The sequence below is a fragment of the Hydrogenophaga intermedia genome (genome assembly GCF_000723405.1).
Taxonomy (GTDB): Bacteria; Pseudomonadota; Gammaproteobacteria; order Burkholderiales; family Burkholderiaceae_C; genus Hydrogenophaga; species Hydrogenophaga intermedia.
Map to the genome: position 1 here is coordinate 251,283 of NZ_CCAE010000002.1, position 14,579 is coordinate 265,861.

Consider the following 14,579-nt stretch of genomic DNA (forward strand, 5'->3'; position numbering starts at 1 on the left):
CTTGGGAACGACCACGGAGGGCGTTCGTCCAACCTCATCTAACTCTGCAAGGCTTCACGCGGCCAGTCGGTGCGATGAGTGTGCTCCGCAGCCGTGCTGCGTACTCCAGTCTTGGCGGAGCCCCCGCCCTGTTGTTGCGGGTGAGGTCCTTGACCTGTACGAGTTAGCTGAGATGACGCCTTCGGGGCTCTCGGACTGAAATATGACAAGAGGAGCGGGACGCCATGAGCCAACCGCTCACCCGACGTCCGTTTCCGTGGGCGTGAACCGCGGGCTGCACGGGCCACCTCAGTTGAGCACCTACACCGTCGACTTCGCTTCGGAGATTCGGCGAATCGAGCAGGGGGAACCGATAGGGGAACCGAAGGGGGGAACCCGAGGTGTTAAAGACATGAGAGAAATTATTCGCGTGTCGCCCGCTGATATGGCGCCTTTGGAGCTCTTGGACTGAATCCTGACCTGTGGGTCGGATTGCCACGAGCCAGCCCTCACCCGACGCTAGTGTTCGTAGGCGTGAACCACTGGCGGCTGGAGCCACCTCAGTTGAACACCTGCTCCGTCGACCTCTCTGCAGCGATTCGGCGAATCGAGCAAAGGGAACCGATAGGGGAACCGCAGGGGGAACCGAGGGTGTTGGAGGCATTAGGTTATTGCTTGCTGGCGGCGCATGCGTTTCGACATCCTTGTGCCCGCTGCGGACAAAAGGCCAGGAGCAGGCTCTGCGCTTCGGGCGCACCTACTTGGCAGGGCGTGCCGGTCGAGACACTGCGCGCCGAGGAGGGCTCCTACTGCCACGTGGAGCACGCCATCGACGATGGTGAAGCTTCGGTTCCCTCTGGGTTCCCTTTTCGGTTCCCTCAAAAAAGGGTGAGGCCTCATGGCGCAGAAGAAGCGCTGGGACATAACCCGCGGCTGACTTGTTGCGTTCTAGGGAGTCATGAGGACGGCGTCGGCACGTAGAGATTTGGAAGTCACGAGCCCTACGGGCGCATCGACATCGACAACGGCCAGGTGCGCCAATCCAACTTCCACGACTACGCGCCGCTGCCCATGCGCGACTGCCCTGCCATCACATCGTGCCCAGCACCGATCGACCCCAAGGGGTTGGCGAGGTGGGCACGCCACCCATTGCCGCCGCGGTGGCGAACGCCGTGCACGGGCACCGTGGCGGCGCCAACTGCCCCTGCCCCTCGCTTGGCACGACGATGAAGACGATACTTCTGGACATCAATGGCAAGGCCGTCAAGTGATCACCTAACCCGACATGCCCCGAAACCGACCACGGATGGTTTTGTCCTGGAGGGGGGCCCCGCCGCCGTCGTGCGGAGGAGCGAAGGGCCGAGCGGCCGTACAGAGTAGCGGTTGTCGAGGTCATGTCCGGATCTGAATGCTTGTCTCCCACAAGATGCCAAATCTGAATCGACTCGGTTCTGCAGGCCCCGCAGACTGCGCTTGAACGTGTCGCACGCGCGCCAGAACTGAAGCCTTCCGCTTCCTAGCTGTTCAAATCTGGGAGGTCGGCGAGTAGGTGCCACGGGTGTCGTGACGAAAGAATGACCAGGTCAGCAACAACGCGACCTCGCCATGAAGCAACCCGTCTCGCAACCACTCCACCGAGCCCTCAAGCGCCTGGGCTCCAACGTCTCCAAAGCCCGGCGCCGTCGGCGCTGGTCCTTGAAGGATCTCGCTGATCAGACGGACATGTCTGTCAGCACTGTCCGGCGCCTGGAGCAAGGCGAGCCCGGTATTGCTGCCTGTTCCCTGCTCAGCGCCTTGCACGCGCTGGGCAGGCTGGATGAGTTCAACCGGCTGTTGGACGCCGATCGCGACACCATCGGCGTCCATTGTCAGGACGAGCGGCTTCCCCAGCGCGTTCGCAAGTCCTCGTCGGAACACGTTTCATGACGCCCGAGTTCGTCATGCCCCCGGAGCTGCGGCTGAAACTCATGCCGAAGGTTGCTACGAAGGGCTCCGGTGGCCCCACGAAAACCCGTGGACGAGGTCTGTAATCGGATGAACCATCCAGGGGCGCTCTTGGCTGAGAGCACAGCCTGGCCGCAGGATTGACATCAAGAGAGCAGACCATTGAGGCGTCGTCGGGCGCGAGAAGTTCGTGGGGCGCTACGTCATGGCGAACTCACTGAGCTTGGGGATAGCCGCCGAAGTGTTTGATCGGTGACCAGGTCGGCAGGACTTCAGGTAGCGATGGTGAGAGCGAGTGATAGTCCTGCGCGCCGTACACCACGCGGCCATCCATGATGGTCAAGACCGAGGCGATGGACTTGATCTGAGCTTCTTCGATCGAGAAATAGTCCCTGTCCAGCAGCACGAAGTCGGCGAGGTGGCCGGGGGCGATCATGCCTAGCTCGGCCTCGGCATTCATGAACCACGCCGCACCGCGAGTGAAGAGCCTCAGGGCCTCGGCGCGTGATAGGCGGTTGTCTTTGGCCAGTACCTCGGTCCCGGCGACCGACTTTCCCGACACCATCCAACTGATGCCGACCCAAGGATTGAAGGAGGCCGCTCGGAAAGCGTCGGTGGTCATCGCCAAGGGCAGACCACTGTCAACGAGCTGACGCAGCCGTGGGGTCCGCAATGCCTTATCGCGCCCGTGGGTCTTGATGAATCCGTCGCCGTGCAGCGCCATCTTGGTGTCAAGGGCGATGCCGCCGCCTAGCGCCTTTACCCTGGCTATGTTCGCCGGACTGATGGTTTCCGCATGTTCGATGCTCCAGCGCAGACCATCGAGTGGCATCTTGTCGTTCAGCTTCTCCAGCGCATCGAGGAACGGCGTGATGTTCTCGTCGTAGCTGATGTGCTCGCGGAAAGGAATTCGCCGCTGCACCAGCTTGGCAACGTCCCGCTCCACCAGTTCACGCATCTTTTCCGGCGGAATGATGACCGCCGGGCGGTCGAAGTTCTCGTGATCGTGGACGTCCGCCGATAGCAACTCGCCGGCGCCGCGGTAGACGTGACCGTGCGCCAGCTGCGGGTGCAGGTTGTGCCCTGGGCTGACGGGTGCCGTCTTGGTGATCGCCGTAAGCTGCGCGTCCACTACGCTACCTTCCCCGAACTGAATGTCCACGAATGGCATGCGGATGTTGAGTCGGTTGTCGCGGGCAAGAGCATTGACCGTAGGCAGTGCCTTCGGATACCCACGGAAGCCGGTGCCGGCATCGACGATGGACGTGACCCCGAAGCGGTTGACGCTGTGGATCGTCTGTATCAGCGAGCTCACCGTCTCATCGAAAGTGAGTTGGGGAACCATGGTTTCTAACGCGATGAACAGGAACGTGTAGCCGTGGATCACACCGGTGTATCGGCCTCGCTCGTCCTTCTCGAACTCGGTGCCCGGAATCTTGGGAAATTTGTCGGTTCCGACGCCAAATGCATCCATCGCCTGCTGGTTCAGAAAGGCGCGGTTGTAGGCGTACTGAACGATTAGGGGGTGATCGGGCACTGCCTGACGCAGCTCATCCATGGTGGGGAATCTGTTCTCTTCGAACTGATAAGGGGACCAGCCACCGATCACCTTCACCCAGTGACCTTCCGGTGTGCGCTTGGCTTGTTCGCTCAGCATCGCCAAGGCCCGGCGCAGCGTGGGGACGCCGTCCCATCGCAGGGTGTAGTTGTAGCCCCCTTCGTTGAGCACGTGGGTGTGCGCATCGATGAGGCCCGGAATCATCCGACGGCCTCGGGAATCGATGACCCGGGTGCCGGCGTTCTTCAAGGCCAGCACCTCGGCATCCGAGCCGACCGAGTAGATGCGCCCGCTCTTGACGGCCAGGGCAGACGCCTCAGGTTGTGCAGGGTTGCCAGTGAAAATCCTGGCGTTGTGCACGATCAGGTCCGCTCCAGGCGCCTCCTGCTTCTCTTGTGCATGGGCGGTGGCGTTGAAGAAACCATTCAACACCAGCAATCCGGACAGCAGTATCGACCTCACGCGTATTCCTCATTCGATGAACATCAAGGGCGCTGTGCCGCATTCGATGGTGAACCGAAGTCTGCGGCGCATGCGTTGAATGAAGATGTTCTCCACTCCGTCCCGAACAGTCACTGACCGATCCTGCTGGAGCCAGCGCGTTTCGCTCATGGGGCGAGCTGGCCGAGTCGTGCCCTAAGTGAGACGGTCCCTGCGCCATGCGGCCGGGGTGGCGCCGGTGATCTTGCGGAAGGTCCGCCCGAAGTGCACCGCGTCCGCGAAGCCGGTGGCCTCGGCAACTTCCTCCAGTCCGCCATTCGTATTCAACAGGAGGTCCTTGGCGCGATCGACCCGGGCCTGCAACTGCCACTGGTAGGGGGCCAGACCCGTCGACGCCTTGAAGGCGCGGCTGTAGTGCGACTGCGAGAAGCCTGCCAGCTCCGCAAGGGTCGAAAGCTCCACCTTTGCCGGGATGTTCGCCTCGATATAGCTGATCGCATCCTTGAGTTGCATCGCCGAGAGCCCGGACGCGCTCCTCTTCGCTTGAGCGGGTCGCTCGATGAGCCTGGCGGCAATGGCTGCGATCAGCGAGTCGCCATACAGCTGAGACCCGGGGTCGGTGTCGTCAATGGCTTCCACAAGCAAGCTGATCAAGGTCCACATGCGGTCGTCATTGAATCGGAGCCGAGGAACGTCCAGCAGTCGCAAAGACTGAGAAATTCCCAGCCGCTCCTGTAGCGCATTGGCGTCGAAGCTGATGGTCGCGCATTTGATGTAGCGGGAATCCGCCGAATGACCCCACACATCCATGTTCGCCGGGGCGAAGAACATGGGCCGAGGCTTGTACGCGTATGGGTTCGGCGTGTCGGGTGCCGTCCTGGCTTCGGCCCGATCCTGTCCGACCTCTTCAAGCTGAGCGACGAGCCGACTCGATTCCTTCTCCTTGCGCTCGATCTGGAACAGGATTCTTCCCGTGCAGTTGAACTCGTGCAGATCGACGTTCACGCCGTTCCAGCAACGGCTGATCGTCCTGCGACTGGCCACGTTTTCAGGGAGCTCGGATTCGTTCGACATACGTGCGGCGCATCGTCGCATTGCCTGCTGTGGTACGGTAGCCCCGAACTCTGTGTTGCTGTGTCGCAGCAGCAGGAACGCTGGACAGACATGAGATGGATACCGAGGATCTACGGGCTTTCGTGGAAGTAGCCGACGCGGGAGGGATCACCGCGGCCGCCGCTCGTCTCGGTGTCACCAAATCCATCGTCAGCAGACGGCTTATCCGGCTGGAGGCCGAGTTGGGTGTTCAGTTGCTCACTCGTACCACGCGGGGCGCCTCCCTGACAGAGGCTGGCGCGACGTTCCGGGATACTGCGGCCAGGGTGTGCGCGGAGATCGAGGCGGCCGAAGAAACCATCCGGCCCACCGGGGAGCTGCGGGGCCGATTGCGCGTCGCCGCGCCCCTGTCGTTCGGCCCCACTCACTTAGCGTCCGTGCTCGCCGAGATGGCCAGTCGGCACCCACGGCTTCACATCCAGACCTGCTATAGCGATCAGTTCGTGGACCTGGTCATGGGAGGCTACGACTGCGCCATTCGCGTAGGCTACCTCGCGAACACCAATCTGGTCGCGCGCCGGGTGGGGCGGGTCAATGGGGGGATGGTTGCAAGCCCTGCTTACATCGCCGCGCACGGCGCGCCCCGGACGCTGGAAGAACTCCTCGACCATGAAGCCCTGATGCAGGGCACAGAGACCTGGCAACTGATGGACGGAGAGGAGGTTGTCTCCGTGCGGCCGCAGGGCCGCTTCAAGGCGGACAGCGGCATGGCGCTGGTCGCCGCGGCGGTTGCGGGCCTGGGCATCGGCTACCTGCCTTTCGGACTTACACGGCCCCACCTGTTCTCCGGTGCCTTGGTGCCGATCCTGCCGCAACATCCCGCCAGGCCAGCGGGTGCGTACGTCGTGCGCCCGCCTGGGCAGCATCCCGCCCGCAAGATCCGGGTACTGACCGATATGCTGACGGACTACTTCAGGCAGTTTCCTGACTTCGATGCCGGAGAGTCGCCACCGGCGGTGGCGTCAGTCGCTTAGCCGCGAAATACCGGCGTCGTGCCGCTGGCGTTGCGCCGATCGCCGGCGGCGACCAGCAGTTGCCGCAGTCGCTCGATGTTGTCCTCGCCCAAGGCCAGCGATTCGACCGACGTATGGACCGAGTAGTTGCCCAGGTGCAGCTCATGGGGGTGCGGCGCCGCGGATCCGATGACAAAGATCGCCTCGCTGCCCGCGCTGGCTTCCAGGGTGATCGCTTGCTGCGATGGATGAAAGATGACCATCTCGCCCGCGCCCACGGGCGTTGCGCCAACGAGTTGGCCTTTGGCCACCGCCAGCCACGCGACCGGCTGACCCTCGGGCGGCAGGAACGCCCACGTCGTTCCTGCGGGCAGTCTCAATAGCAGGTACGTGACGCCATCTGGCGAGCGCGCGGGGCTGCGAACGCCTCCATAGCGGCCAAGGATGACGTGGGCCGGGCCGGCAGTAGGAACGTGCTGCGCTTCCACATATTGGCTGTCGACCGTCCCGAGTTCGAGCTCGGGCGGCAGGGCGATCCACAGCTGGAAGCCCGTCGCTCGTGGCGAGGTTCCGCCGGAAAGCTCCTTCCCGTGCCAGACCCCTTTGCCCGCGCGCATCCATTCAAAGCCACCAAACCCGATGTGACCGGTGCCGTCGGCAGGATCGTCGAAGCGCAAATCCCCCGCCACGATCACCGTGATGGTCGCGAGGCCCGAGTGAGGGTGGATCGTGAACCCCGCACGCGGATTGTGGAGGTCCAGGTCGAACAGGTCCAGGAATACGAAGGGCTTGACCACGTGGCCAAGATCGGACGGGCTCATCAGACGAGTGACGGGGCCGTGGGTGAATCCGCGTGTCCGGCAGGTGATGCGGCGTTCAGTGGCAGCAGAGGGAACAGGGAGTTCGCTAGCAAGACTCATGACGTCTCCAGGGTGGGCGAGGCGCGGTGCCACTACGCGCCGGCCTCTGCGCTACTGGTCGCGGATGCAAGGAGCTGAAGCTCCCAGGCATACGCGATGCCCGTGGCGCCGCCGTGCTCGGCGAGAACGCTTGCCACGCCTGACACCGTCTCCTCGCGGGCCCAATCGCGCTGCCACTCGGAGATGACAGCCAGCCACGTGATGGGGACCGCGCCCGCCTGGACCAGCCGGCGCACGGCCATGTCGTGAGATTCGGCAGACACGCCGCCGGAAGCGTCCGTTACAACAAAGACTTCGTATCCTTCGCCCAAGGCCTGGATCGCGGGCATGGCCAGGCAGACTTCGGTCCACAAGGCCGCCAAGATGAGTTGCTTGCGGCCGCTCTTCTTTACGATGTCGGTGACGTTTGGGTCCTGCCAGGTGTTGACCCAGGTGCGGTTGATGGGCTTTTGATCGGGGAACACATCCTGCAATTGCTTGATGATGTACCCCCCGCGCTCCTCAATCACAGTGGTGAGAATGGTCGGCACGTCGAATACCTTGGCGCCCTTCGCCAGGCCGACGACGTTGTTGACGATCATCGTGGCGTCGTGGCTGTTCAGGTTGGTGAACTGAAAAGGCTGGTGGTCGATCAGGACGACAATGCTGTCTTCGGGGCGGAGCAGGGCTTGAAGGCCGGTCTTGGGCATGGGACTTTCCAGTTGGGATGGTGCTAAGCACGTTGGGGAATAGACGAATCCACCGATGAACCGGGAACATCGTGTAAATGTGCCCGGCGGCCGTGTCGGTTATGGCCTGGAGCCTTGGCAGCCCTAAGCTGAGCGAATGTTGCCGTCGACCATCCTTGTCGTCACTGTCCGATCCTGCGCGGATCAGTTCAATTTTGATCGCGCCGCTACACCTATCGCGCTCGGGAACAGAGCGGAAACGCAGTGATGTCTATCGGCTCGGATCCGCTGCTTTTCGTTGGTGTTCAGGAGGCAACCAAATGAGCTCAAGCCGGGTAAGTTTGAAGATCACCTGTACAAGCGATTCTTCATCCCCACAACGGAAGCGATAGGTGAAGGTGTCTTGCCGGCACGTGGGCGTCCGCCAATCGATCGCAATCAGCAGTTCATCTGTAGGGTGTGTGAGAAGGCGCCGGTGCTCGGACAGGCGCTTCTGAGGACTCGCTCGACCAACTGACGTCGGGGCGTGTGAGGCCGCGCGTCCCTTAGGGGCGTTACGGACTAGGGCGGCGGCGGCATTCCTTCACTGACCAAGATGTTCTCGCGAATCTGACGGTCGTATGCGTCACGTGACGAGGGATCTCGAAGCGTTTCGTACGCACGTAGTACCTCCACCTCGCGCCGCGGAAATAGTTTGCGTAGAAGTCCGGGTCTTGGCCTCGACGGACATGAAACCAGTCGCTGATGTGCCGCTTCGATTTCGCACTGTGACGCCGTCGGATGGACGCCCAGAACGTCATATAGGTAGCTCATGAAGGTCACTGCGTTCCTGCGGGACGTACGGCTCGGCCGCTCGCTATCCAGTCGGGAAATTGCTCAGCATCCCGATGCCTGGATGGGCAAGACCTGCTTGCAAACTGCGGCCAGCGTGCCACAGCAGCGCGGAATTGCTGGTGATGATTGGCTTGCCGAACATGCGCTCGGCGCTGCTCACGATGTCGAGGGCTCGAGTTGCCGTGCAACTGATCAGGCAAGCGTCGACATCGGCCAGCGGGGAGCGGCGCACCATGTCCAGCCACTGAGCTTCTGACACGGCCAGCATTTCCTCTGCCCGGTTCACCTCCAGGAACTCGTTCCAGATGACGTCGAACCCGTGATGCTCCATGAACCGCTGCTCTCGCATCGCGACAACCGCCGGGTAGGGTGACAGCATCGCGATGCGCCGAGCCCCCACGGCCCGCAGTGCGGCAACGATCGCCTGGGAGGTCGCAATCGTGTGCAACCCGGTTGAGGAGCGGATGCGGCGGAGGATCTGCTCTTCAAGCGCGGGATCCCAGGTGCTGACCGCCGTGCAATGAAACGCAATGGCATTCACGTCGGCGTCCTTCAGCAAGGCCGCTGCCGCCTCGACGTGGGCTGGCATGGCCAACAACTGTTCTTCGGAACTGCTTGCCAGCGCCAGGCGGGTGAAGTGAAAGGAAACGCCGTCGGGTCGATAGAATTCGAACTGAGGTTCCGTCGCCGTGTTGCCCGAGGGCAAGATGACCCCCAGTCGTCCGCGACTGCCGTAGTCTGGCCGCCTGATCCCGCCCTCGGTCGTCACTTGCATATGATCGATTCTGGTCAATGAGGTCAGGCGGGCTTGTTCCGCGCAAAGTCGGGAGCGCGGCGTTCGCGCAGCGAAGCGATGCCTTCGCGCACATCCGGCCCGGTGAAGCCCATGAACTCCAGCGCCAACGACGCGTCGAAGCTCGGCCCGGCCATGCGCAGCCAGTTGTTTAGCGCGTACTTCGTCCAGCGGATCGCCGTCTGCGAACCACCGGCCAGCTTGGACGCGACCTCGAACGCCTTGGCTTGCAGCTCGCTTTCGTCGACTGCCAACGACACCAGGCCGATGCGCTCGGCTTCTTCCCCCGATACCGTCTCACACAACAGCAGGTAGTACTTCGCCTTTGCCATGCCGCACAGCAGCGGCCAGATGATCGCGGCGTGATCGCCCGCTGCCACGCCAAGGCGGGTGTGACCATCGATGATGCGCGCCGTTTTCGCTGCAATGGATACGTCCGCCAACAGCCCCGCCACCAAGCCAGCACCCACGGCCGGTCCGTGCATTGCGGACACGATCGGCTTGCTGCAGTTGATCACCCCGTAGACCAGGTCGCGCGCCTCGTGCCAGAGGCGCTCGCGCACGTCGAAGTCGTTCGCCATGTCCTCAACCATACCGAGGTCACCGCCGGCGGAGAAGCCCTTGCCCTCGCCTCGGATGATCGCTACCCGCGTCTCGGGGTCGCGGTCGATGTCTCGCCAGATAGTGGACAGTTCGCGGTGCATCTTGTGGTCGGCGGTCGCCAATTTTCCGGCACCAGCGCCCATGACGACCTCGAGAATGCCGTCATCCAGCCGATTGAGCGTGAGCGAACTGTAGTGTTGATAAATACCGGGGTTGGGCATGAGGTCCTCTGGTTCGGTTCTGAAGGGATTTGGGGAAAGCACCTGGAGATGTCAGCGGTCGATCCGCACGTCAGCCAGCGACGGCCCGTACGTCACCGCCAGCGTGCGGACGGGAGGTTCTTCCGAGAGTCGCCTGCGCTGGATCTTGTTGACCCCCGAGTCCCTCGGCAAACGCTCGATGACAACGATCTCTCCCGGGCGCATGAACTTCGGCAGCATCTGAATCGCTTCAGTCATGCGCGCCGGATCGAAACCATCGTCGGTGACCCACAGCACCACCTGCTGGCCACTGATGGCGTGCGGCCGACCCCAGATCGCGAACTCGCGGATTCCCGCGGCTGCCTCCAGGTGTCGCTCGACGTAGTCGATCGGGACAAACTCTCCGTTCACGCGCAAGGACTCGCTCATGCGCTCGATGAAGACGAGTCCGCCAACGGCATCCAACCGGCCTCTGTCGCCCGTATGGAACCAACGGTCTTCGTCCAGCGCCGACACCACCACCCCGTCCTTGAGGTAGCCTGAGAACAGCGTGTTGGGCGCCAGCTCCCGAACCAGGATCTCTCCCGACTCCGAAATCTTCGCCTCGACGTCGAACCGCGCCCGGCCGCCATAGAACAACGGTCCCTCCTGAACGGGCGACGCGTCGCCGGGCCTCACATGCCACATGTGGCAAAGCCCGCCCGCCTCCGTCGAACCGTACGCGGTCGTTCCGATCGATACGTTGAACCTCTCGAGAAACTCGGCGTTGACGCACAAGGCCGACCTAATGCGGTGGCCGTCGCTGTGGCTGCGATCGGTCTTTTCCATCAGCATCTTCATCGCCGCGAAGTGCAGAACGATCGACGTCGCGCCTGTCGCCTTGGCGATGTCCCAGAACCTGGAAACGGAGAACTTCTGGGTGCCAAGGACTCCGGCGGCCGCGGTCCAGGCGGAGACGACGCCATACCCGAGCGGATTGATGTGGAACATCGGCATGGGCGCGAACACGACGTCGTTGGCCGCATAGCCCAGCGTGTCCGAGACAAAGCGCCCAAGACGCAAGAAGTAGCCATGGCTGAGCGCGCAGAACTTCGGCCGGCCCGACGTTCCCGAGGTGTGCACATAGCACGCGATGTCCGTCTCCGTGCAATCGATGCCCCCCGTGTCAGGCGCGTCCGGAGAACCGGGCCCATCGGTTGCAACCACGGGGGACGAACAATCGACGACACCGTCCCATGCGCGACGCGCGTCGATCACAGGCCACTGCACGTCATTCAAGAGGGACATGAGCGTGTCGTCGAACAGCGCGACAGCCAGTGGATTGAGGTCCTCCAGCATGTCGTGGAGCAGGTCGCGCGGCAGGTTGGGATTCAACAGCGCGACCTCGATCCCCGAGAGCTGCGTGGCCATCCACATGATCAGATAGTGCTCGCTGGTCGCGCCGACGAAAGCAATCCGCGACCTCGCACGGATGCCATGCGCCAGCAACTGACCCGACAGCATATTCGCGGTGAGCAGCGCGTCCCGCATGCCGACATGAGCCGTATCGACACCGTAGACCGCGTCTGGCGCCCGCTCGACCGCCCAGTGGATCAACTGCGCGAGGTTGTTCACTTGTCCATTGAAGGCTGTCATTTCCACTCCGGCACCGCTTGGCTGTTCTTCTGCAGATACTTCCCGATCGTGTTCTTTAGAACCTCCATGGAACCGCCGCCGATTTCAAAGACCTTGGCATCGCGGAAGTAGCGATTGAAGGGCGAATTGGTCATGGTTCCATAGGCTCCGCACACCTGGATGGCCTGTGCCGCCACCCGGTTCGCGACGCGACAGCAGAGAAATTTCGCTTCGCTGGAGTACCGCTCGACCTCCTTCTGCTGATCTATGGCGTCGGCGGCCCTATACAACAGAAGGCGGGCGGCGTCTATCTCTGTCAGCATCTCCGAGAAGTACCACTGGATGCCCTGGAAATCGAAGACGCTCTTGTCGAAGGCCTTTCTGTGCTTCACGTAGTCCAGTGACTCATCGAATGCACTGCGTGCGATACCGATGGCCATGGCGGCATTGAGCGTGCGGGAGTAGTTCAGATTCCTCAATACGATCTTGAGGCCGTCGCCCTCGACGCCCAGCAGATGGTCCCGGGGGACCACAACCTTGTCCAGCAGCAGCTCCACGTGTGGGCTGTTGCGCAGACCGAATGTTTCGGTGCGGTCGCTCTCGAACGTGCTGAGGTTCGGGGACTCTCTGGGTACCGCGAAGACCGAGACGCCGGCGGGCGTCTGCGCCAGGATGACGAACAGGTCGGCCGCCAGCCCGGACGTGATGAAGGACTTCTGGCCGGTGAGGACCCAATGGTCCCCCTTGAGTTCGGCCGTTGTATCCAACGTGCGGATGTCGCTTCCGTGATTCGCCTCAGTGAGGGCATAAGCCCCCTTCAAGCCCTTGGCGAACAGGGGAAGGTACTTTGACTGCAGTGTTTGTGATCCCGCGCGAAGGATGACGTTCTGGACCTGGAAGTTCGAGTTGAGCGAAATGGCGGCGGAGGCGCTGGCCGCGGCCATTTCTTCGAAGAAGGAAGCGAGCTGCCTGAACGTCGCGCCACCGCCGCCGTACTGCGTAGGCAGTATCAAAGAGTTGAAGCCTCGCTCGGCGGCCGCTGCAACGATGTCGTAGGGGTAGAGGTCCTGCTTGTCGAGCGCCGCCGCAACGGGCTTCAGGTGCCGGGCTGCAAACTCCCGGTACCCGTTGACGACGGGCTCGTCGTGAAAATATTGCCACAGTGACATGTGTGATTCCTGATGTACAACTCCGCCGACAGACAACGGATCGGATGCTTAGTAAATGATGTGCCTGAAGCCGGGCCCGAGGTCGTCATTGGCCAGTGAAACGCGGCGGCCGCTTCTCCATGAAATGCTGAACGCCTTCCTTGAAGTCTTGCGAAGCCACGGCGCTTTTCACTTCCTTCTCCGCCATCCGGCATGCCTGCGCCAGCGAGAGCGTGGCCCCCTCCCACAACTGCCGCTTCATGACGCGTATGGAGCGTGGGGAGACGGTCTGCGCGATCTCCGTTGCACGCGCATGTGCCTTGGCGGATAACTCTTCCGGTTCAAAGACTTCGCTGACCAAACCCATCGCGTGGGCCTCGCTTGCCGGCAGAGTTCTTGCGCTCATCAGCCATTCCATCGCGCGGGACATGCCGATCAGCCTGGGGAGAATCCAGGCAATCCCATGTTCGGCCACGAGCCCGCGCCGACCGAAAGGCGCGGCCAGTTTGGCGGATGACGCCGCGTACCGGATGTCGCAGTAGAGGGAAAGCACCAGGCCAACGCCGGCGGCCGCACCGTTCAACACGCAGATGATCGGTTTGGGAATCGACAGCAGGTAGCTGTAGCGCTGTTCGAAATCGCCGGCGCCCATGGACTCAGCGACCTGCGCCGGTGGCAATGAGATGTCGTCGCCTCCGCGTGTCATCTCACCCAAGGCGCCGACATCGACACCGGCGCAGAACACCGAGCCCTTTCCGGTCAGGATGATCACCCGCACGCCGGGATCCGAAGCCAACCGCGTCATGATCTGACGCAAGCCGATCTCCATGGAAGCATTCCAGGCGTTCTTCCTCTCGGGTCGATTGAGAGAGACGTTAGCGACGAATCCCTCCTGCGTCACGACCAGTTCGTCGGTCATGGGGTGCTGACGGGAATCGCTTCGCCGCGAAGTTGTTTGTCTGCCTTGTCGTGCGCCCGGATCTCCGAACTGACGACGGTCCATTCTTCCTCGGTCAACTTCAACAAGGGCGAATAGACGCTGCCGTGCGCGAGGTGGTGCGCGCCATCGAGCATCACTACCTGGCCGGTCAACCAGGCGCAACTGTCCGACAACAGGAAGGTGGCCAGGTTCTGAAGCTCGTCGACCCGGCCCAGCCGCCTCATCGGATTCGTCCGCTCGAGTTCATCCGCGCTGGTCCCCGGCATCAGCCGCGCAACGGCGCCGGGCGTTGGAATCAGGCCGGGCCCAATGGCGTTGAGCCGGATGCCTTTGGATGCCCACTCGATGCTCAGTGCGCGGGTCATTGCGCAGATGGCCGACTTTGCCATCGTCGACGGGACGGCAAAAGGAGCTCCATTCACAACACCCGTGCTGACGATCGACAGGATCGAACCCGGCTTTCCCGTGGAGATCCATTTTTGACCCACGGCGTTCGTCATGTAGAAGGTGCCGTGGAACACCGTGTTGGCGATCGCATCGAAGCCGCGGGCGCTTATCCGCTCAGTGGGACTGATGAAGTTCGCCGCGGCGTTGTTCACCAGAGCCGTGAGTGGGGATTCTTTCCAAAGCTTCTCCACCAGCTCCTGAACCGCATCAGCGGATCGGATATCCACGATGTGTCCAACCGCGCGGGCCCCCGGGATCGTCTCCAACTGCGCGATCGCTTCGTCAATCACAACTTGCCGGCGGCCGCAGATGTGCACTTCGGCACCGAGCGAGACAAACTTCTTCGCCAGCTCCAGTCCAAGGCCGCTGCCGCCGCCCGTGATAAGGACGACCTGGTTCTTCAACAAATCGGAAAGGAACATGT

13 protein-coding genes are annotated in these 14,579 nt (G+C 62.4%); 3 read left to right on the forward strand and 10 right to left on the reverse strand.

The features are described 5' to 3' along the window. The first annotated feature begins 1,076 nt into the window (after positions 1-1,076). The gene (locus BN948_RS26515; protein WP_156037820.1) at positions 1,077-1,250 is read left to right on the forward strand and encodes a hypothetical protein; all 174 of its coding nucleotides are present in this window, start codon (positions 1,077-1,079) and stop codon (positions 1,248-1,250) included. Positions 1,251-1,584: 334 nt separating this feature from the next. Then, positions 1,585-1,905 carry a helix-turn-helix domain-containing protein gene (locus BN948_RS26010; RefSeq protein ID WP_081921858.1) on the forward strand — a complete coding sequence of 107 codons (321 nt, stop codon included), beginning with the start codon at positions 1,585-1,587 and terminating at the stop codon, positions 1,903-1,905. 232 nt (positions 1,906-2,137) lie between these two features. Here the strand turns inward: BN948_RS26010 and BN948_RS02640 are convergent, their stop codons facing one another. Continuing rightward, positions 2,138-3,943, reverse strand: coding sequence for an amidohydrolase (locus tag BN948_RS02640; protein ID WP_174545016.1), 1,806 nt, complete (start codon positions 3,941-3,943; stop codon positions 2,138-2,140). Between the two features lie 174 nt (positions 3,944-4,117). Then, the gene (locus BN948_RS02645) at positions 4,118-4,996 is read right to left on the reverse strand and encodes a helix-turn-helix domain-containing protein (RefSeq protein WP_035620206.1); all 879 of its coding nucleotides are present in this window, start codon (positions 4,994-4,996) and stop codon (positions 4,118-4,120) included. Positions 4,997-5,091: 95 nt separating this feature from the next. Here BN948_RS02645 and BN948_RS02650 point away from each other — a divergent pair, with 95 nt between their 5' ends. Next, entirely contained in the window at positions 5,092-6,009 is a 918-nt protein-coding gene (locus tag BN948_RS02650) for a LysR family transcriptional regulator (protein WP_051755907.1), read from the forward strand. Here the strand turns inward: BN948_RS02650 and BN948_RS02655 are convergent. The 8 genes from BN948_RS02655 to BN948_RS02690 form a co-directional block, all read right to left on the reverse strand. Further along, positions 6,006-6,908: a pirin family protein gene (locus BN948_RS02655; protein WP_035620209.1), complete on the reverse strand. Its 903-nt coding sequence runs from the start codon at positions 6,906-6,908 to the stop codon at positions 6,006-6,008. The two genes, BN948_RS02650 and BN948_RS02655, sit on opposite strands and share 4 nt — an antisense overlap. A 32-nt stretch (positions 6,909-6,940) precedes the next feature. Next, a complete protein-coding gene (locus BN948_RS02660; protein WP_035620213.1) occupies positions 6,941-7,597 on the reverse strand; it encodes a hydrolase in 657 nt (218 codons plus the stop codon). An 835-nt stretch (positions 7,598-8,432) separates the two neighbouring features. Beyond that, a complete protein-coding gene (locus BN948_RS02665) occupies positions 8,433-9,185 on the reverse strand; it encodes a maleate cis-trans isomerase family protein (protein ID WP_051755909.1) in 753 nt (250 codons plus the stop codon). A gap of 23 nt (positions 9,186-9,208) precedes the next feature. After that, a complete protein-coding gene (locus BN948_RS02670; protein WP_035620216.1) occupies positions 9,209-10,027 on the reverse strand; it encodes an enoyl-CoA hydratase/isomerase family protein in 819 nt (272 codons plus the stop codon). 51 nt (positions 10,028-10,078) lie between these two features. After that, positions 10,079-11,641: a class I adenylate-forming enzyme family protein gene (locus tag BN948_RS02675; protein ID WP_035620221.1), complete on the reverse strand. Its 1,563-nt coding sequence runs from the start codon at positions 11,639-11,641 to the stop codon at positions 10,079-10,081. Next, entirely contained in the window at positions 11,638-12,789 is a 1,152-nt protein-coding gene (locus BN948_RS02680; RefSeq protein ID WP_035620224.1) for an acyl-CoA dehydrogenase family protein, read from the reverse strand. The genes BN948_RS02675 and BN948_RS02680 overlap by 4 nt, the downstream gene beginning before the upstream one ends. Before the next feature lie 85 nt (positions 12,790-12,874). Further along, complete coding sequence (locus BN948_RS02685) at positions 12,875-13,687, reverse strand: enoyl-CoA hydratase-related protein (RefSeq protein ID WP_009516604.1); 813 nt, start codon at positions 13,685-13,687, stop codon at positions 12,875-12,877. Then, complete coding sequence (locus BN948_RS02690; protein ID WP_035620226.1) at positions 13,684-14,577, reverse strand: SDR family oxidoreductase; 894 nt, start codon at positions 14,575-14,577, stop codon at positions 13,684-13,686. Before BN948_RS02690 ends, BN948_RS02685 begins: the two co-directional genes overlap by 4 nt. Between the last annotated feature and the right edge of the window lie 2 nt (positions 14,578-14,579).